General features: G+C 63.7%; 21 protein-coding genes. 16 read left to right on the top strand and 5 right to left on the bottom strand.

Annotation, left to right across the window (positions count from 1 at the left end):
- Window position 1: 1 nt before the first annotated feature.
- Window positions 2–748, bottom strand: coding sequence for an SDR family oxidoreductase (locus H7F35_RS09375; RefSeq protein ID WP_187112616.1), 747 nt, complete (start codon window positions 746–748; stop codon window positions 2–4).
- A gap of 73 nt (window positions 749–821) precedes the next feature.
- Here H7F35_RS09375 and H7F35_RS09370 point away from each other — a divergent pair, with 73 nt between their 5' ends.
- Together H7F35_RS09370 and H7F35_RS09365 are read left to right on the top strand one after the other, a co-directional pair.
- Window positions 822–1,427 (top strand): 2-hydroxychromene-2-carboxylate isomerase, encoded by a 606-nt coding sequence (locus H7F35_RS09370; protein WP_187112615.1) that lies wholly within the window; start codon window positions 822–824, stop codon window positions 1,425–1,427.
- 49 nt (window positions 1,428–1,476) lie between these two features.
- Window positions 1,477–2,160 carry a dienelactone hydrolase family protein gene (locus tag H7F35_RS09365; protein ID WP_187112614.1) on the top strand — a complete coding sequence of 228 codons (684 nt, stop codon included), beginning with the start codon at window positions 1,477–1,479 and terminating at the stop codon, window positions 2,158–2,160.
- Window positions 2,161–2,209: 49 nt separating this feature from the next.
- Here the strand turns inward: H7F35_RS09365 and H7F35_RS09360 are convergent, their stop codons facing one another.
- The gene (locus H7F35_RS09360; protein ID WP_187112613.1) at window positions 2,210–3,115 is read right to left on the bottom strand and encodes a LysR family transcriptional regulator; all 906 of its coding nucleotides are present in this window, start codon (window positions 3,113–3,115) and stop codon (window positions 2,210–2,212) included.
- Between the two features lie 174 nt (window positions 3,116–3,289).
- Between H7F35_RS09360 and H7F35_RS09355 the strand changes: the two genes are divergently transcribed.
- Together H7F35_RS09355 and H7F35_RS09350 are read left to right on the top strand one after the other, a co-directional pair.
- Window positions 3,290–3,616, top strand: coding sequence for an alpha/beta hydrolase (locus H7F35_RS09355; RefSeq protein ID WP_187112612.1), 327 nt, complete (start codon window positions 3,290–3,292; stop codon window positions 3,614–3,616).
- Between the two features lie 222 nt (window positions 3,617–3,838).
- Entirely contained in the window at window positions 3,839–4,207 is a 369-nt protein-coding gene (locus tag H7F35_RS09350; RefSeq protein WP_187112611.1) for a DUF4148 domain-containing protein, read from the top strand.
- Window positions 4,208–4,299: 92 nt separating this feature from the next.
- On the opposite strand, the gene H7F35_RS09345 is transcribed toward H7F35_RS09350, so the two are convergent.
- The 3 genes from H7F35_RS09345 to H7F35_RS09335 form a co-directional block, all read right to left on the bottom strand.
- On the bottom strand, window positions 4,300–5,454 hold the full coding sequence (locus H7F35_RS09345) for a magnesium transporter CorA family protein (protein ID WP_187112610.1): 1,155 nt from the start codon (window positions 5,452–5,454) through the stop codon (window positions 4,300–4,302).
- Window positions 5,455–5,524: 70 nt separating this feature from the next.
- Window positions 5,525–6,514, bottom strand: a complete 990-nt coding sequence (gene hemB, locus H7F35_RS09340; RefSeq protein ID WP_187112609.1) for a porphobilinogen synthase — start codon at window positions 6,512–6,514, stop codon at window positions 5,525–5,527.
- Window positions 6,515–6,608: 94 nt separating this feature from the next.
- A complete protein-coding gene (locus H7F35_RS09335; protein ID WP_187114525.1) occupies window positions 6,609–6,905 on the bottom strand; it encodes a hypothetical protein in 297 nt (98 codons plus the stop codon).
- Between H7F35_RS09335 and H7F35_RS09330 the strand changes: the two genes are divergently transcribed.
- The 12 genes from H7F35_RS09330 (at window position 6,882) to H7F35_RS09275 (ending at window position 18,105) form a co-directional block, all read left to right on the top strand.
- A complete protein-coding gene (locus tag H7F35_RS09330) occupies window positions 6,882–7,310 on the top strand; it encodes a CopD family protein (RefSeq protein WP_187112608.1) in 429 nt (142 codons plus the stop codon). The two genes, H7F35_RS09335 and H7F35_RS09330, sit on opposite strands and share 24 nt — an antisense overlap.
- A gap of 14 nt (window positions 7,311–7,324) precedes the next feature.
- A complete protein-coding gene (locus tag H7F35_RS09325; protein WP_187112607.1) occupies window positions 7,325–8,452 on the top strand; it encodes a VanZ family protein in 1,128 nt (375 codons plus the stop codon).
- Window positions 8,453–8,476: 24 nt separating this feature from the next.
- Window positions 8,477–8,830, top strand: a complete 354-nt coding sequence (locus H7F35_RS09320; RefSeq protein ID WP_187112606.1) for a (2Fe-2S) ferredoxin domain-containing protein — start codon at window positions 8,477–8,479, stop codon at window positions 8,828–8,830.
- Between the two features lie 72 nt (window positions 8,831–8,902).
- Complete coding sequence (locus H7F35_RS09315; protein ID WP_187112605.1) at window positions 8,903–9,535, top strand: alpha/beta hydrolase; 633 nt, start codon at window positions 8,903–8,905, stop codon at window positions 9,533–9,535.
- Window positions 9,536–9,577: 42 nt separating this feature from the next.
- The gene (locus tag H7F35_RS09310; RefSeq protein ID WP_187112604.1) at window positions 9,578–10,747 is read left to right on the top strand and encodes a D-alanyl-D-alanine carboxypeptidase family protein; all 1,170 of its coding nucleotides are present in this window, start codon (window positions 9,578–9,580) and stop codon (window positions 10,745–10,747) included.
- A 185-nt stretch (window positions 10,748–10,932) separates the two neighbouring features.
- The gene (gene rpsL / locus H7F35_RS09305; RefSeq protein ID WP_013543948.1) at window positions 10,933–11,310 is read left to right on the top strand and encodes a 30S ribosomal protein S12; all 378 of its coding nucleotides are present in this window, start codon (window positions 10,933–10,935) and stop codon (window positions 11,308–11,310) included.
- Between the two features lie 149 nt (window positions 11,311–11,459).
- On the top strand, window positions 11,460–11,933 hold the full coding sequence (rpsG, locus tag H7F35_RS09300; protein ID WP_101491328.1) for a 30S ribosomal protein S7: 474 nt from the start codon (window positions 11,460–11,462) through the stop codon (window positions 11,931–11,933).
- Between the two features lie 96 nt (window positions 11,934–12,029).
- A complete protein-coding gene (gene fusA, locus H7F35_RS09295) occupies window positions 12,030–14,129 on the top strand; it encodes an elongation factor G (RefSeq protein ID WP_187112603.1) in 2,100 nt (699 codons plus the stop codon).
- Between the two features lie 168 nt (window positions 14,130–14,297).
- Entirely contained in the window at window positions 14,298–15,491 is a 1,194-nt protein-coding gene (gene tuf / locus H7F35_RS09290) for an elongation factor Tu (protein WP_187112602.1), read from the top strand.
- Between the two features lie 21 nt (window positions 15,492–15,512).
- Window positions 15,513–15,827, top strand: coding sequence for a 30S ribosomal protein S10 (gene rpsJ / locus H7F35_RS09285; protein ID WP_007838118.1), 315 nt, complete (start codon window positions 15,513–15,515; stop codon window positions 15,825–15,827).
- 143 nt (window positions 15,828–15,970) lie between these two features.
- Complete coding sequence (locus tag H7F35_RS09280; protein WP_187112601.1) at window positions 15,971–17,557, top strand: hypothetical protein; 1,587 nt, start codon at window positions 15,971–15,973, stop codon at window positions 17,555–17,557.
- Window positions 17,558–17,568: 11 nt separating this feature from the next.
- A complete protein-coding gene (locus tag H7F35_RS09275; protein WP_187112600.1) occupies window positions 17,569–18,105 on the top strand; it encodes a hypothetical protein in 537 nt (178 codons plus the stop codon).
- Window positions 18,106–18,163: the final 58 nt, after the last annotated feature.

Genomic DNA, 18,163 nt, shown 5'->3' with positions numbered 1-18,163 from the left:
GCTATCTGCCTCCGGTGACGTCGAGCAAAGCCATGGTGGTGTAGCTGGCCTCGGCCGAGAGCAACCACAGGACGGCACCGGCAATTTCTTCGGCGGTGCCGCTGCGCTTCATGGGCACGCCCGGGCCCATCTCGGCGGCGCGGCGGGGTTGGCCGCCGGAAGCGTGAATGTCGGTGTCGATCACGCCGGGGCGCACCGCGTTCACGCGGATGCCTTCGTCGGCCACTTCCTTGGCCAGGCCGATGGTGAAGGTGTCGATGGCGGCCTTGCTGGCCGCGTAGTCGACGTACTGGCCGGGCGAGCCGATGCGAGCGGCACCGCTGGAGATGTTGACGATGGCACCGCCCGTGCCGCCGTGCTTCGTGCTCATGCGGCGCACGGCTTCGCGCGCACAGACGAAGCTGCCGATCACGTTGATGCGGAACATGCGCTCCAGCCGCGCCACGCTCATTTCGTCGACGCGAGCCTTCACGTCGACCACGCCGGCGTTGTTGACCAACGCGGTGAGCCGGCCGAGCTTGGCGTCGACCTTCTCGAACATCGCGAGTACCTGCGCTTCGTCGCCCACGTCGGCCTGCACCGCGATGGCGGTGCCGCCGCCGGCGCGGATGGTGCGCACCACCTCGTCGGCGGCCAGCGAGTTGTTCGCGTAGTTGACGGCCACCGCATAGCCGCGCTTTGCCGCCAACAGGGCGGTGGCGGCGCCAATGCCGCGCCCGCCACCCGTGATCAAGAGCACCTGGTCCAAATCCCACCTCCTGCAGAGAAACTGCGTGTCAGTTAAAACCGTTGGCTTGGATTACATCATCGAGGGCCAGCGCATGAGCATCAGCAGAACGATTGACTACTACTTTGCGCCCCAGAGCCCGTGGACTTATCTGGGTCATACCCGGTTCGAGGCCATTGCCGCAGCAGCGGGCGCCACGGTGCGTGTGCGGCCCATCGACCTGGGCAGCGTGTTCCCGGTGTCCGGCGGACTGCCGCTGGGCAAGCGGGCGCCGCAGCGCCAAGCCTATCGGCTGGTCGATCTGGCGCGCTTCTCCCGCCATCTCGGCCTGCCGCTGAATCCCAAGCCGAAGTTCTTTCCGGTGGCGGGTGACGACGCGGCGCGGCTCATCATCGCGGTCGACATCAACGACGGAACCGAAGCCGCGATGCGCGTGTGCGCGGCGGTATTCGCGGCGGTCTGGGTGCAGGAGCGGAACATCGGCGATCCGAATGTGCTCGAAGCACTGGTCGCGGAATGCGGACTGCCGGCCAAGCGGGCCGAGCAGTCGCAGAGCCAGGCGGTGCAGGAGCGCTACGAGGCCTACACGCAGGAGGCCATCGACATCCAGGTGTTCGGCGCGCCGAGCTATGTGATCGACGGCGAAATCTTCTGGGGGCAGGACCGTCTTGACTTCGTCGAGCGCGCGCTGCGCCTGTAGCCACGGCATTTATTCATTCATTTTTTTGCCATCAAGGAGCAAGACAACCATGGGTCAATTCATCGATCTCACCGCCAAGGACGGGTTCAGCTTTCCTGCCTATGTGGCCGAGCCCGCAGGCAAGCCGCGCGGCGCGGTGGTCGTGGTGCAGGAAATCTTCGGCGTGAATTCGCACATCCGCGCGGTGGCTGATGGCTATGCGGCCGACGGCTATCTGGCGGTGGCACCGGCGACCTTTCATCGCGTGAAGCAGGACGTCGAACTGGGCTACAGCGACGACGACATGAAGAACGGTTTCGGCCTGAAGACCGCGGTCGAGGCACTGCCCGCGCCCGGCGTGCTGCAGGACATCGAGGCGGCCATTGCCTACGCATCGAAGGCCGGCAAGGTCGGCATCGTCGGCTATTGCTGGGGCGGCCTGCTGGTCTGGCGCGCGGCGAGCCTGCTGCCGGGCCTGGCCGCGGCAGCGCCGTACTACGGCGGCGGCATGACCACGCCGGAAGAAACCGCACGCCAGCCCAAGGTGCCGGTGCTCGCGCACTTCGGCAACCAGGACCACTGGATTCCGCTGGACACCATCGAGACCTTCAAGAAGGCGCATCCCGAGGTGGAAGTGCATGTCTATCCCGTGGGCCACGGGTTCAATTGCGACCAGCGCGCCTCGTACAACGCGGAAGCCGCCAAGCTGGCGCGCGAACGCACGCTGGCGTTCTTCGCCAAGCACGTCGGTTGAACCCACGCATCCGCGAACACGAAGCCCGGCCAGTGCCGGGCTTTTTCATTTATGGCTTGCGGGCGCCAGCTCCGTTGCCCACGCGGGTCTGCAGAAAGTCGAGCAGAGCGCGCAACGCCGCGCTGTTGTGGCGCCGCTGCAGGTACGCCGCCGACAGCCACATGTCCTTGCGCGCGTAGTCTTGCAGCACAGGCACCAGTTCGCCCTGGTCGATGTGCGATTGCACGAGCAGCGACGGCAGGTAGATCACGCCGAAGCCGTGCATCGCAACCCGGATCAGCGGCGCGCCCTCGGTGCAGTCCATGCGGCTCTTGACCGGCACGTCGAGCGGCTGGCCGCCATCGTCGAAACGCCACACCGGCTGCGCGCCCAGCAGTGAGTGCGTGAGTGCCTCGTGGCCCGCCAGGTCGCGCGGATGCTCGGGCTTGCCGTGCTTCTTCCAGTAGATCGGCGAGGCGCAGACCACCATGCTCATGGGGCGCAGCTTGCGCACGATCAGGTTGGCGTCTTCGACGGGGCCGCTGCGGATGTCGACGTCGATGCCTTCTTCCGCCAGGTCGACCGTGCGATTGGTCAGCTGCAGGCTGATGCTCACGTCGGGGTAGTAGCGCATGAAGTCGGCCAGCAGGTTGGGAAACTCGCCGTTGCCCATGCCGTGCGGGGCCGAAATGCGCAACCGGCCGCCGGGCTGGCTGGCGCGTTCCTGCAGCGCGGCCTGCGTGAGCTCCACCATTTCGAGCACGGGGGTGCTGCGTTCGAGCAGCAGTTGCCCCGCGTCGGTAAGGCTCACGGACCGCGTGGAGCGGTTGAGCAGACGCACGCCGAAGCGGGTTTCGAGCTCGGCCACGTACTTACTGACCGTGGCCTTCGACATGTCGAGTTTCTTGGCCGCCTGGGAAAAGCTGCCATGGGAGGCGACTTCCCGGAAGGTTCTGATCAGATCGAGACTGTCCATGTCAAAGAGCCCATTGTTTCCGTTTTGGGAACGCGATGGTTCGATTCTCCCGGGTTTTTCCTAACGGGATTGGGCGACACTTCGGTTACAGGCCGTCGTTTCAGCCAGCCTGCGTCGAACACAGGGTCTGCGCTCCGTGTCCGAAGGCCCGCTGAAACACCGGAAGGAACAGAAATGAAGACCTCGAAGATCATGGCCCCCGCCGTCTTGTCGATGCTGGCTGCCGCAAGCGCCCATGCCGAGGGCTACGAACCCGTGCAACCGCTCAAGGCCGTGACCAGCCGCTCTGAAGTGGCGAGCGAAGCCGCCGCGGCGGCGCATGGTGGCAATGTCTACGGCGATGTCGTCGCGGCGCCGCTGACCTCGCGGCCGAGCTTGCGCGATCGGGCGTCGATTCGCGCCGAGGCCGTGGCCACCGCGCATGCGCCGAACCAGAACCTGGACCGCCGCGCCTTCGCCAACAGCGAGGTTCCGCCGCAATTCCGAACGGCACGGCCGTAAGTCGAAAACTGCGCTGTTTTTCATGGACCGGGCCGATGCAAGTCGGCCCGGTTTTTTATTGCTTGCATGCCTTGATGTCGGCATTGTTTCAATAGAGGAAACACCGTGTCTCTGATTGGAGCGTTTGGGCTGCGTGATTCGCCCGGAAACTCGCGGCACAGGCAAGCGAACGTGCAAGCCTGGTGGAAAAACCATCCGACGAACACATTAGGAGAACTGATCATGAAGACCTCGCAAATCCTCGCCGCTGCCGCCCTGACCCTGCTTGCCGCCACCGGCGCCCAAGCCGAAACGTACCAAGGCGTGAACGCCGCTGTCTCGACCAAGAGCCGCGACGAAGTCAACGCTGAAGCCGTGCGCGCCGCATCGGCTCCGAACCAGAACGTGACCCGCGGTTCGCGCGGCGCGGAAACGGTCGCCGTGTCGCAAGACCGCGCCATCGTCGCAGCCGAAGCCGTTCGCACCTCGTACGCTCCTGACCAGAACGTGAGCTCGGGCTCGCGCGTCAACAGCAAGGTCATCTCGACGATGGCCAACCCCGCTGACGCACGCGTCCAGGCCCAACAAGGTTCGGGCGCTGTCGCCAAGTAATTGAAGCAGCCCTTCGGGGCGGCTGAAATGCGAAAAGGGCCACGCGAAAGCGTGGCCCTTTTTCTTTGGGCGCGGCGGATCGGGTCGGTGCGTCAGCGTGTGCGCGCGAGATAACGCTTGCGCCAGAAGATCAGAACCAGCGTCACCGCGATGACCAGCATCGACGTCATCGCGATCCAGAAGCCGTCGGCCTTGTGCACCAGCGGAATGAACTCGAAGTTCATGCCGAAGATGCCGGCAATGAGATTGAGCGGCAGGAACACGGCGGTAAGTACCGTCAGCACCCGCATGATGTCGTTGGCCCGGTGGCCCTGGACGCTGAAGTGCATCTGCACGGCCGTCTCGGCGTTCTGCTCCAGCCGGTGCACGTGGTGCACCACGCGCTCGATGTGCTCGAGCACGTCGCGGCTGCGGATCATGATCAGCTCGCGTTCGCGCAGTTCGGCTTCGCCCTTGGGCATGGGCAGGGTTTCGAGCGAGTCGATCCAGTCCTGCATGGCGGCGCGCTGGTCTTCGCAGATTTCGTCCAGGTGATGCAGCGACTGGCGTGCCTCCATCAGCGCGCCCCAGTTGGTGAAACGGCTGCGCGGGTCGATCAGCTCGGTCTGCCAGTGGTCGAGCTGCTTGGTGAGTTCGCGCCGCAGGTCGAGATAGCCGTCGACGATCTGGTTGATGACCCGCAGCATCAGGTCGGACGGGCTGGTCGGCAGGCGGGCCGAGGTGGCGCGCACGTCGAGCGCCGGCGCGCCGCGATCGTCGGGCGAGGCGGCGGCCAGCAGCCGTGTGGCGAAGGCGTCGCGCACGGCGCCGTCTTCGGGGTGCACCGACAGCAGCACGCGGTCGAACACCGCGAAGCCGACCGGTCGGGTGTCGACGCGGCGCAGCACGGGCGGGCCGCCGCGAGGCTGCGGCGGCTTGGACGCCGGGGGCATCTCGTTGCCATTGCCCGGGGCCGTCTGGCCCTGGGCGGTCGCGAGGCGCCGGAACACCAGCACGTCGTACTGCGAGGTGTAGTCGTAGTGCGATGGCAACTGGTCGTTGAGCAGGTCGGCCACGTGCAGGTCGACCAGCTGGGTCAGGCAGAGCGTCTGCAGGATCTGCTGGACCTCGGGCAGCGAGGCGCGGAATTCCTCGCGCGTGAGCGAGATCCAGAGGTAGCCGCTGGCGCCGCATGCGCCCGGCACCGTCAGCGGCGCCAGTGCCTGGTGCTCGCTGACCTGCGATCGGTTGATTTCGAAGATGCGCATGACGTCGCCCCCGTTGATTCTTCTTGTGCACCCGAACAGTCGCTAGCGGCCATTCAACGGGCGCATGGCGCTATTGTTTTTGTAGCAAGCGCGCGGCGTCGAGCGCGAAGTAGGTGAGCACGCCATCGGCGCCGGCGCGCTTGAAGGCCAGCAGGCTTTCGAGCACCACGGCGTCGTGGTCGAGCCAGCCGTTCTGGGCGGCGGCCTTGAGCATCGCGTACTCGCCGCTCACCTGGTAGGCGAAGGTCGGCACATGGAACTCGTCTTTCACGCGGCGCACGATGTCCAGGTAGGGCATGCCGGGCTTGACCATCACCATGTCGGCGCCTTCGGCGATGTCGAGCGCGACTTCACGCAGGGCCTCGTCGCTGTTGCCGGGGTCCATCTGGTAGACCTTCTTGTTGGCCTTGCCCAGCGTCGAGGCCGAGCCCACGGCGTCGCGGAAGGGGCCGTAGAAGGCGCTGGCGTACTTGGCGCTGTAGGCCATGATGAGCGTATGGATGTCGCCGCGCGCTTCCAGCGCGGTGCGGATGGCGCCGATGCGGCCGTCCATCATGTCGCTGGGTGCCACGATGTCCACGCCGGCTTGCGATTGTGTGAGTGCCTGCTTGACCAGCACTTCGACGGTCGGCTCGTTGAGGATGTAGCCGGTGTCGTCGAGCAGGCCGTCCTGGCCGTGGCTGGTGTAGGGGTCCAGCGCGACATCGGTCATCACGCCCAGTTCGGGGAACCGCGCCTTGAGCGCGGCCACCACGCGGGGAATCAGGCCGTCGGGGTTGAAGGCTTCGTCGCCGGAGGGCGTCTTGAGGCTGGCGTCGATCACGGGAAACAACGCCATCACGGGGATGCCGGCCGCCACGCATTGCTCGGCCACGGGCAGCAGCAGGTCGAGGCTCAGGCGGTCCATGCCGGGCATCGACGGCACGGCATCGCGGCGTTTCTCGCCTTCCTGCACAAACACCGGGTAGATGAGGTCATTGGCCGTCAACGCGTGTTCTCGCACCAGGTTGCGGGTGAAGGCATCGCGACGCAGGCGCCGCGGCCGGCCGGCGGGGAACATGGCTTGAGGAGAAAGTGATGACGTCATATATCCAAAATTGTGCCTGAAGCAACATTTCGCAGTACCGCGCTCCGCGAGTCAGGTTGTCTGACAACTACGGAAAATAGTAGAACAAAAGCTTTAGATTTTTTACTTTAAATGTCAAAGAAAGTGCTTCAGTCGCTTGAAACCTTGTTTCGTCTTTGTTAAATTCTGAAGCGGGCGGCTTGCCGCTCCCCGCTTTTCCTCCCTGAGCGGGTGCCTTGATGTGTGACAGCAAAAGGGCTTCCCAGCCCGACGTGAAGACGTCGGGCTTTTTTTTGTCCGAAGCCTTCCCGGATCGCCCCAAATCAGGGGCGTCGGCATGGTGCACTACTAAACTGCCGCCATGCTTTGGGTCAAATCTCTCCACATTGTTTTCATTGCAAGCTGGTTCGCGGGGTTGTTCTACCTCCCACGGATTTTTGTCAATCTTGCGATGGTTCCGCCCGAGTCGGTTGCCGAGCGTGAGCGCCTGCTGCTGATGGCGCGCAAGCTGATGCGATTCACGACGTTTCTTGCAATTCCGGCGTTGGGATTCGGCCTGTGGCTCTGGCTGGGCTATGGCATCGGGCGCGGGCCTGGCAACGGGTGGATGCATGCCAAGCTGGCGCTGGTGCTGGTGGCCGTCGGCTATCACCATGGCTGCGGCGTGTTGCTGCGCCGCTTCGTGGCGGGTGGCAACCGGCGCAACGACCGCTGGTACCGCTGGTTCAACGAGCTGCCCGTGCTGTTGTTGCTGGGCATCGTGATCCTGGTGGTCGTCAAGCCGTTCTGAACCCGGTGCACACGGTGGAGAGGTCGCACAAGTCCGCCGCGCTCCCCCTGGCGCTTGCCTACGCGGCGCTGATCGTCTACGCCAGCCTTTATCCTTTTGCCGACTGGCGCGACCAGGGCATTGCGCCCTGGGCCTATCTGTCGGCGCCATGGCCGAAGTACTGGACGGGCTTCGACCTGGCGATCAATGTCGTGGGCTACGTCCCCTTCGGCTTCCTGTGCGCCCTGACGGTGCTGCGCACCCGCCGCAGTGCCAGCGTGTGGCGCGCGGTGCTGCGTGCCACGGTGGCCGGCGCGGCGATTGCCTTTGCGATGGAGACGCTGCAGAGCTACCTGCCCGTCCGCATTCCGTCCAATGTCGACCTGGGGCTCAACACGGTCGGCACGATCGTCGGCGCCGTGTTGGCCGCGGCGCTGGAGCGGCTGGGTGCCGTCGCGCACTGGAGCCGTGCGCGTTCGCAGTGGTTCGTTGAAGACGCTCGTGGCGCACTGGTGCTGCTCGCGCTCTGGCCTTTTGCGCTGCTGTTCCCGGCGGCCGTCACTTTCGGGCTGGGACAGGTGTTCGAGCGGCTCGAGGTCGCGATCTCCGAGTGGCTGCTGGACACACCTTTCATCGACTGGTTGCCGCTGCGGCAGTTCGAGCTCGAGCCGCTGGTGCCGGCGGTGGAGCTGCTGTGCGTGATGCTTGGCGCGCTGGTGCCGTGCCTGCTGGGCTATCTGGTGGCGCGCTCGGTCGTTCAGCGCGCCGTGCTGCTGCCGCTGACCTTGTTGGCGGGCATCGCGGCCTCGGCGCTGTCGGCCGCATTGAGCTATGGGCCCACGCATGCATGGGCATGGCTGGACTTGCCTGTTCAGGTCGGCATGGCCGCCGCGCTCTTCGCCGGTGTGCTGCTGCTGTTCGCGCCGCGCCGCTTGTGCGCGGCCTTGTTGCTGGTGGGGCTCGTGCTCCAGTTGAGCCTGTTGAACCAGGCGCCCGAGAGTGCGTACTTCGCGCAGACATTGGCCACGTGGGAGCAGGGGCGCTTCATCCGCTTTCACGGGCTGGCGCAGTGGCTGGGGTGGGCCTGGCCGTTCGCAGTGCTGGCCTATGTGGTGGCTGCCCTGTCGCGCCGGGGGCGGCCCGGTGCGGTCACGACGGCCTGAGGGCTCGGTCACTAAAATCGTTCGATGCCCAGTTCCATCTCTGCCGTGCCGTCCGGCTACTACGGCCGCCATATCTTCTTTTGTCTCAACGAGCGCAAGAACGGCGAAGACTCCTGTGCCCTGCACAACGCACAGGAAGGTTTCGATCGCTGCAAGGCGAAGGTCAAGGAGGCGGGTCTTGCCGGGCCCGGCAAGGTGCGCGTGAACAAGGCCGGTTGCCTCGACCGCTGCGCGGGTGGACCGGTGGCGGTGGTGTATCCCGAAGCCGTCTGGTACACCTTCGTCGATGCCGAAGACATCGACGAGATCGTCGAGTCGCACCTGAAGAACGGGCAGGTCGTCGAGCGGCTTTTGCTGCCTGCCGACGTCGGCCGCTGAACTTTCCCGAAGATCCCGTGCTCGTACCGCGCACGACGCCGCCCGGTCGGCGGCCATCACATTGACAGTGCCATGAACTCCCAGACCGAAAAGATCAGCCTCCAGGGCGCCGCCGGCGTGATCGAGGTGCAGCGCGATCAACCGGCCGACGCTTCGCGCGGCATCGCGGTCATTGCCCATCCCCATCCGCTGTTCGGCGGCACGATGGACAACAAGGTCGTGCAGACACTGGCGCGTGCCTTTGTCGCCAGCGGCTGGACCTCGGTGCGCTTCAACTTCCGCGGCGTGGGCGCCAGCGAAGGCGTGCACGACGAAGGGCGTGGCGAGCTGGAAGACATGCTCAACGTCATCGGCCAGCTCGCGCCTGACGGGCCGTTGGCGATTGCCGGTTTTTCCTTCGGTGCTTTTGTGGCGAGCGGTGCTGCCGCCAAGTTTTGGGCCGAGCGCGACCTTCAGCAAATCGTGCTGGTAGGCACCGCCGCCTCGCGCTTCGCTGTAGCCACATTGCCGGCCGAGGCGCACGAGCGAATGCTGGTGATCCATGGCGAGGCTGACGACACCGTGCCGCTGTCCGCCGTGATGGATTGGGCGCGGCCGCAGTCACTTCCTGTCACAGTCGTCCCCGGGGGCGGACATTTCTTTCACGGACAATTGCCACTGCTCAAAAGTCTGGTTGTCCGCCATCTGCGCGCGGGCATTGCTTGAAAAGCCTCACAGGCTTTGTTTCCGTCTCTTTCCAAACTCCCCATGAATCGTTTTCTAGGCGCGCTCCGCGCGCTGGTCTTTGCCGCTATCGCATCCGTCAGTTTGATCGCCGCCGCCCAAGTGCCGGCGCCGCCCGAGGTTGCCGCGCGCAGCTACCTGCTGCTCGACGTGACCGCCAACCAGATCCTGGCGCAGAAGGACATCGACAGCCCGGTCGAGCCGGCCTCGCTGACCAAGCTGATGTCGGCGTACGTGGTGTTCGACGCGCTGCGCGCCAAGAAGATCACGCTCACCCAGACCTTTCCTGTCAGCCCGCGCGCCTGGAAGATGCCCGGCTCGCGCATGTTCATCGACCCCAAGATGCAGGTGCCGGTCGAAGACCTCATCAAGGGCTTGATCGTGCAGTCGGGCAACGACGCCACGGTGGCGCTGGCCGAGGGCGTGGGCGGCACGGTGGAGCACTTCGTCGAACTCATGAACGCCCAAGCCAAGGCGCTGGGCATGAAGAACACGAGCTACAAGAACCCCGAAGGTCTGACGGCACCCGGCCACACGACCACGGCCCGCGACCTGAGCATCCTTGCGACGCGCCTGGTGCGAGATTTCCCCGAGGAAGCCAAGTACTACGCGATCAAGAAGTACCGCTACCCCGGCACGCCGTCGACCAACGACACCAACCGCAACCTGCTGCTGTTCCGTGACCCGACCGTCGATGGCCTGAAGACCGGTCACACCGAGGCGGCTGGCTACTGCATGATCGCCACCGCCAAGCGGGACTTTCCCAACCTGACTGGCGGCCGCCGCCTGCTGTCGGTCGTGCTGGGCGCCTCGAGCGAGGCGGTGCGCGCCAACGAATCGCAAAAGCTGTTGAACTGGGGCTACACGGCGTACGACGCCGTCCGCCTGTTCGACGCTGGCCAGCCGGCGGCCACTCCGGCCGTCTGGAAGGGCAAAGCGAACGTCCTGAAGCTGGGCCGTCCGGAAGCCATCGTGGTCGCGGTGCCTGCCGGCAGCGCCAGCAAGATCAAGACGCAGGTGTCGCGCCCCGATCCGTTGGTGGCGCCGTTCACCAAGTACCAGCCCGTGGGCTCGCTCAAGGTCACCCTGGACGACCAGCCGTTGGCCGATGTACCGCTGGTCGCGCTGGAAGCGGTCGAGCAGGCGGGTGTCTTTGGCCGTGCCTGGGACGCCGTGCGCCTCTGGATCAAGTAAGGCTGAGGCCGCTCGGGCTCACGCCGATTTCTGCAGACGTTGCCGTTTCAGGCTCATTTGCTATACTCGTGGGCTTTTCGGAATTTTCCGAAGGGTTTCACGTTTTCGTCATCTCCCGGTTTCCTTGCGTCACGACAAGGGCGGCTTCACAGTCAAAACCGGGCTGTTTTGGGACTTATTCATTCATGCCAACCATCAATCAACTGGTGCGTCAGGGTCGAACGGTCGAAAAGATCAATTCGAAGAGCCCTGCCATGCAGAACTCGCCGCAACGTCGCGGTGTCTGCACCCGCGTCTACACCACGACGCCAAAGAAGCCCAACTCGGCGCTTCGTAAAGTTGCCAAGGTCCGTCTGACCAATGGCTTCGAAGTCATCTCCTACATCGGCGGCGAAGGCCACAACCTGCAGGAACACAGCGTTGTGCTGGTTCGCGGCGGTCGTGTCAAGGACTTGCCCGGTGTTCGCTACCACATCGTGCGCGGTTCGCTCGACTTGCAAGGCGTGAAAGACCGCAAGCAGTCGCGCTCCAAGTACGGCGCAAAGCGTCCCAAGAAGGCTTAAGCCTTCCTGTCGTCAGAAAACAAACGGTGTTCGATGGCCTTGGCGGGCTTGTCGAACGAAGTGACCCAATGTCGGGTCGAGTAAGTGAGAGTTCTAACTGGCTCTCGCGGTACCGGAAACGGTGCCAACTGAAGCAAAGAGGTTAAAAAATGCCACGTCGTCGCGAAGTCCCCAAACGTGAAATCCTGCCGGATCCCAAGTACGGCAATGTCGAGCTGTCCAAATTCATGAACGTGATCATGGAAGGCGGCAAGAAGGCTGTTGCCGAACGCATCATTTACGGTGCGCTCGAATTCATCGAAAAGAAGAATCCGGACAAGGACCCTCTCGAAGCATTCACCGTTGCCATCAACAACGTGAAGCCGATGGTCGAAGTGAAGTCGCGCCGCGTTGGCGGTGCGAACTATCAAGTGCCGGTCGAAGTGCGCCCTGTCCGTCGTCTCGCCCTGTCGATGCGCTGGATCAAGGAAGCTGCCCGCAAGCGCGGTGAAAAGTCGATGGCCCTGCGTCTGGCCAACGAACTGATGGAAGCCACGGAAGGCCGTGGCGGTGCCATGAAGAAGCGCGATGAAGTGCACCGCATGGCAGAAGCCAATCGGGCGTTCAGCCACTTCCGCTTCTAAAAATCAAACTTCGCTTGGGCGTTGGGTGTCGAGTGTCGGGCGTTGTGCCCGTGCTCGGGGCCCAGCGCTCAACGCATTTCAACCCGAAAGTAAATCATGTCCCGCAAGACCCCCATCGAGCGCTACCGCAACATCGGCATCTCCGCGCACATCGACGCTGGCAAGACCACGACGACCGAACGTATCCTGTTCTACACCGGTGTGAACCACAAGATCGGTGAAGTGCACGACGGTGCCGCCACGATGGACTGGATGGAGCAAGAGCAAGAGCGCGGCATCACGATCACCTCGGCTGCCACCACCTGCTTCTGGAAGGGCATGGCTGGCAAGTTCGAAGAACACCGCATCAACATCATCGACACCCCCGGCCACGTGGACTTCACCATTGAAGTCGAGCGCTCGATGCGCGTGCTGGACGGCGCTGTCATGGTGTACGACGCCGTCGGCGGCGTGCAGCCCCAGTCGGAAACCGTCTGGCGCCAGGCCAACAAGTACAAGGTTCCGCGTCTCGCGTTCGTCAACAAGATGGACCGCACCGGCGCCGACTTCCTGCGCGTGCGCCAGATGATGGTGGACCGCCTGAAGGCCAACCCCGTCGTGATCCAGATCCCGATCGGTGCCGAAGAGCACTTCCAGGGCATCGTCGACCTCGTGAAGATGAAGTCGATCATCTGGGACGAAGACAAGGGCATCACGTTCACCTACGGCGAAATCCCGGCCAACCTGGCCGCCGTCTGCGCCGAATACCGCGAAAAGCTCGTCGAAGCCGCTGCCGAAGCGAGCGAAGAGCTGATGAACAAGTACCTCGAAGGCAATGAGCTGACCGAAGCCGAAATCAAGGCTGCGATCCGCCAACGCACCATCGCTGGCGAAATCCAGCCGATGCTGTGCGGTTCGGCCTTCAAGAACAAGGGCGTGCAAGCCATGCTCGACGCCGTCGTCGAATACATGCCCGCACCGACGGACATCCCGCCGGTCAAGGGCATGGACGAAGACGAAGTGCCGACGACCCGCAAGGCCGACGACAGCGAAAAGTTCTCCGCGCTCGCATTCAAGCTCATGACCGACCCGTTCGTCGGCCAGCTGACCTTCGTGCGCGTCTACTCTGGCGTGCTGACCAAGGGCGACAGCGTCTACAACCCGGTGCGCGGCAAGAAAGAGCGCATTGGCCGGATCGTGCAGATGCACGCGAACAACCGCGTCGAAGTGAGCGAAATTCGCGCCGGCGACATCGCTGCCTGTATCGGCCTGAAGGAAGTGACCACGGGCGAAACCCTGTGCGATCCCACCGCCATCCTGACGCTCGAGCGCATGGTGTTCCCGGAATCGGTGATCTCGCAGGCTGTTGAGCCCAAGACCAAGGTCGACCAGGAAAAGATGGGCATCGCCCTGCAACGCCTGGCACAGGAAGACCCGTCGTTCCGCGTCAAGACCGACGAAGAATCGGGCCAGACCATCATCGCCGGCATGGGCGAGCTTCACCTCGAAATCATCGTGGACCGCATGAAGCGCGAGTTCGGCGTGGAAGCCAACGTGGGCAAGCCGCAAGTGGCCTACCGCGAAACGATCCGCAAGACCGTCGAAGATGCCGAAGGCAAGTTCGTTCGCCAGTCGGGCGGCAAGGGCCAGTACGGTCACGTCATCCTGAAGCTCGAGCCGCAAGAAGCTGGCAAGGGCTTCGAATTCGTCGACGCCATCAAGGGCGGTGTGGTTCCTCGCGAATACATCCCCGCAGTGGAAAAGGGCGTTGTTGAAGCGCTGACCCAGGGCGTGCTGGCGGGTTACCCCGTCGTCGACGTCAAGGTCACGCTGCATTTCGGCTCGTACCACGACGTGGACTCGAACGAAATGGCGTTCAAGATGGCCGCGATCTTCGGTTTCAAGGAAGGCGCCCGCAAGGCCAGCCCCGTGATCCTGGAGCCGATGATGGCCGTGGAAGTCGAAACGCCTGAAGACTACGCCGGCAACGTGATGGGTGACCTGTCCTCACGCCGCGGCATGGTGCAGGGCATGGAAGACATGATCGGTGGCGGCAAGGCCATCAAGGCCGAAGTGCCGCTGTCGGAAATGTTCGGCTACTCGACCACGCTGCGTTCGATGTCGCAAGGCCGCGCCACGTACACGATGGAGTTCAAGCACTACGCTGAAGCTCCGCGCAACGTTGCTGAAGCCATCGTGGCTGCTCGCGCAAAGTAAATCTGTTTGCGGGACAGACCAGGATTTGCGCAGCAAATCTGCTCTGTCCCCAACTGATTAACGAATCTGTCTGCGACCGTGTGCCCCTCGCTGCCCGTGGCGAAGGAATCAGCAATGCGGTGCAGACATTAAACCCATCACGGGCAGTGCTCTTTCAAGGATTGAAAAATGGCAAAAGGTAAGTTCACCCGCACCAAGCCCCACGTGAACGTGGGCACGATCGGTCACGTTGACCACGGCAAGACCACGCTGACGGCTGCAATCGCAACCGTTCTGTCGGCCAAGTTCGGCGGCGAAGCCAAGGCTTACGACCAGATCGATGCAGCGCCTGAAGAAAAGGCCCGCGGCATCACGATCAACACCGCCCACGTCGAGTACGAAACGGCCAACCGCCACTACGCTCACGTCGACTGCCCCGGCCACGCTGACTATGTGAAGAACATGATCACCGGCGCCGCCCAGATGGACGGTGCGATCCTGGTGTGCTCGGCCGCTGACGGCCCGATGCCCCAGACGCGTGAACACATCCTGCTGGCTCGCCAGGTGGGTGTGGGTTACATCATCGTTTTCCTGAACAAGTGCGACATGGTCGACGACGCCGAGCTGCTCGAGCTGGTCGAAATGGAAGTGCGCGAGCTGCTGGACAAGTACGAGTTCCCTGGCGACGACACCCCGATCATTCACGGCTCGGCCAAGCTCGCTCTCGAAGGCGACAAGGGCAAGCTGGGCGAAGAAGCCATCATGAAGCTGGCTGAAGCGCTCGACACCTACATCCCGACGCCTGAGCGCGCTGTGGACGGCACCTTCCTGATGCCCGTCGAAGACGTGTTCTCGATCTCGGGTCGCGGCACCGTGGTGACCGGCGCTGTCGAGCGTGGCGTGATCAAGGTCGGCGAAGAAATCGAGATCGTCGGCATTCGCCCGACCGTCAAGACCACCTGCACCGGCGTGGAAATGTTCCGCAAGCTGCTGGACCAAGGTCAAGCTGGCGACAACGTCGGCGTGCTGCTGCGCGGCACCAAGCGCGAAGAAGTCGAGCGCGGCCAAGTGCTGTGCAAGCCCGGCTCGATCAAGCCGCACGTGCACTTCACCGCCGAGGTGTATGTGCTGTCCAAGGACGAAGGTGGCCGTCACACGCCGTTCTTCAACAACTACCGTCCGCAGTTCTACTTCCGCACGACGGACGTGACCGGCGCGATCGAGTTGCCCGCAGACAAGGAAATGGTCATGCCTGGCGACAACGTCAGCATCACCGTCAAGCTGATCAACCCGATCGCGATGGAAGAAGGCCTGCGCTTCGCCATCCGTGAAGGCGGCCGTACCGTGGGTTCGGGCGTCGTGGCCAAGATCCTCGACATCTAAGCCGGACGCAAAGGAATCATCATGGCAACCAAGCAAAAAATCCGCATCCGCCTGAAGGCGTTCGACTACAAGCTGATCGACCAATCGGCAGCCGAAATCGTTGACACCGCCAAGCGCACCGGCGCGATCGTCAAGGGCCCCGTGCCCCTGCCGACCCGCATGAAGCGTTTCGACATCCTGCGTTCGCCGCACGTCAACAAGACGTCGCGCGACCAGCTCGAGATCCGCACGCACCAGCGCCTGATGGACATCGTCGACCCCACCGACAAGACCGTGGACGCGCTGATGAAGCTCGACCTGCCGGCCGGTGTGGACGTCGAGATCAAGCTGCAGTAATTCAGCTTCGCATCGCGTTCTGACACAGAGCCCGTCTGCAGAAATGCAGGCGGGTTTTGTGCTTTTTGGGGTGGCTGTGGCATCCTCGCGCACCGGCTTTTTTAAGCATGTTGGCCGGGGCTGAAAAGAGGGCAGCACAGACTATGAGAAACAAGTTCGCTTTTGCATTCGGTGCGGCAGCGTGCCTTGCGGCGGCACTGATTGCCGGCTGCGGTGGTGGGGGTGGAGGAGGAGGCGGTGGCGGCTTTCCCATTCTTCCGCCCGTGGCGGGAGTTCCCGTGACCCTGAGTGGCACGGCCACTTACGAATCCGTTCCGAATCCGAACGGAAGCCTTGTCTACGCCAGCACCTCGATCAAGCCGGTGCGTGGCGCCACGGTGGAGGCGGTCGATGCCACCTCTTCCGCTCAACTGGCGGTGGCAACCACGGACGACAGCGGCGCATACGCGCTGACCGTCCCGGCGAACACGACCGTCTTTGTGCGCGTGAGGGCTCAACTGACCCGCGCGGCCCCCGGGGCGAGCTGGGATGTCAGCGTGCGCGACAACACCCAGGCGAACGGCCTGTATTCCATGCAATCGTCCGCGTTTTCGTCGGGCGCGGTCGCATCGACGCACGATCTTCGTGCCAGTACCGGCTGGGATGGCTCCAGGTACGCCGGACAGCGTGTGGCGGCACCTTTCGCCATTCTCGATACGGTCTACACCGCCATGCAGAAGGTGCTGTCGGTTGCGCCGGCTTCGGCGTTTCCGGTGCTGCGCGTGTTCTGGAGTCCCAGCAATGCGCCGGCGAGCGGCAGTGTGGCGGCAGGCCAGATCGGCACCACTTTCTTCATCAACCGAAGCACCGGGCGCGAGATCTACGTGTTGGGCAAGGAAGACGTCGACACCGATGAATTCGACGCGCCGGTGATTGCGCACGAATGGGGGCACTACTACCAGTCCTCCTTCAGTCGCGATGATTCGCCTGGTGGTGATCACTCGGGGGACGATCGCGTTGACCGGCGCCTGGCGTTTTCCGAGGGTTGGGGCAATGCTTGGTCGGGCATCGCACTCAATCGGCGCAACTACGTGGATTCAAAGGGGGCCAAGCAAGCCGGGGGAGGAAGCCTGGACCTCACGGCCGGACCCTCGACCAATCCGGGTTGGTACCGGGAAACCTCGATCCAGTCGATTTTCTGGAACCTCAATCAACAGGTTGGCTTCGGGCCGATCCACAGCGTCATGACCAGCTTGCCCTTCCGCAGCGGGGCTGCCGTCACGTCGATCCACCCGTTTGCTGCGGCATTCGGCGTCGTGGCGCCGGACAGCAGGTCTGCGCTGGCTGGCTTGTTGACGGCTCAGGGCATCAATGCCGCGGCCAACGATTCTTATGGTGACCAGGAGGGGAATGCCGGGGGGCTGCCAGCAGTCCCGGGCGTGCTGCCAATGTATGGGGCGGCGATGACCGTGCCGGTGGTGACGACGGCCTGCGTTTCGAATGTGGCGGGCAGTAACAACAAGCTGGGAAGCTTTGCGTACCTTCGGTTCACGGCGCCGGCGAATCGTGATTACCAGTTCGCTGTCGACGGCGGTCCGGGCGGTGCCCTCCCTCAATTCGACATCTACCGTGGTGGATTGATCCCCCGATCGAGCAGCAAGGTCAGCCTCGGGGTCGGTGATTACGTTCTGGCGGTTGCGGACTCAGCCAACTCGGGAGCCAAGACATGTTTCAACGTCACCATTCAATAGGAAAGGGTGCCATGACCATTCGCTCAAACTCAATACTTGCTGCGGCGTGCATATCCCTGGGGGTGTTCGGCGTGCCAGCCCTGGCCGACGGCGTGCCAGCCCCGCGCAACGCCAAGCCTTCCGTGGCGGCACATCGCACGGCGCCTATGACGGTTGCGGCCCGCAAGCCCAATGATTCCGGTGTCACATTGCGGTACCAGCTCGAAGGCACACCGCAGGCGGGCAAGGCGACGGCCGTCGTGCTGCAGTTCGACGGCGTGAGCAACCCGGACGGCGCGACGGTTCGTCTTGCCGCCGACGCCGGCCTCACGCTTTCGGGTGCCAGCACGCTGGCGCTGCCAGCGGGCAAACGTACAAGTGCGACCGTCTCTGTGGTGAGCCAGGGCGAAGGCCTTGCTTACCTGAATGTATTCATTCAGCAGGGTGACGCTACAAGCGCCATTTCAATTCCCATCCAGACCGGCGCTGTGAGGCCCGCCTTGAAGGCGAGCGGGGACCTCAAGTCGACGCCGGACGGGGACAGCATCATCTCGATGCCTGCCAAATAGGCAAAACCGGGGCTGGAAGCCCCTGGAATGCGGCCCGAACAGGCCCCTTGCACCCTGC

The organism is Variovorax sp. PAMC26660, assembly GCF_014302995.1.
Classification (GTDB): Bacteria; Pseudomonadota; Gammaproteobacteria; order Burkholderiales; family Burkholderiaceae_C; genus Variovorax.
The sequence above is the reverse complement of the archived record's forward strand: the minus strand, read 5'-3'. Positions and strand labels throughout refer to the sequence as shown.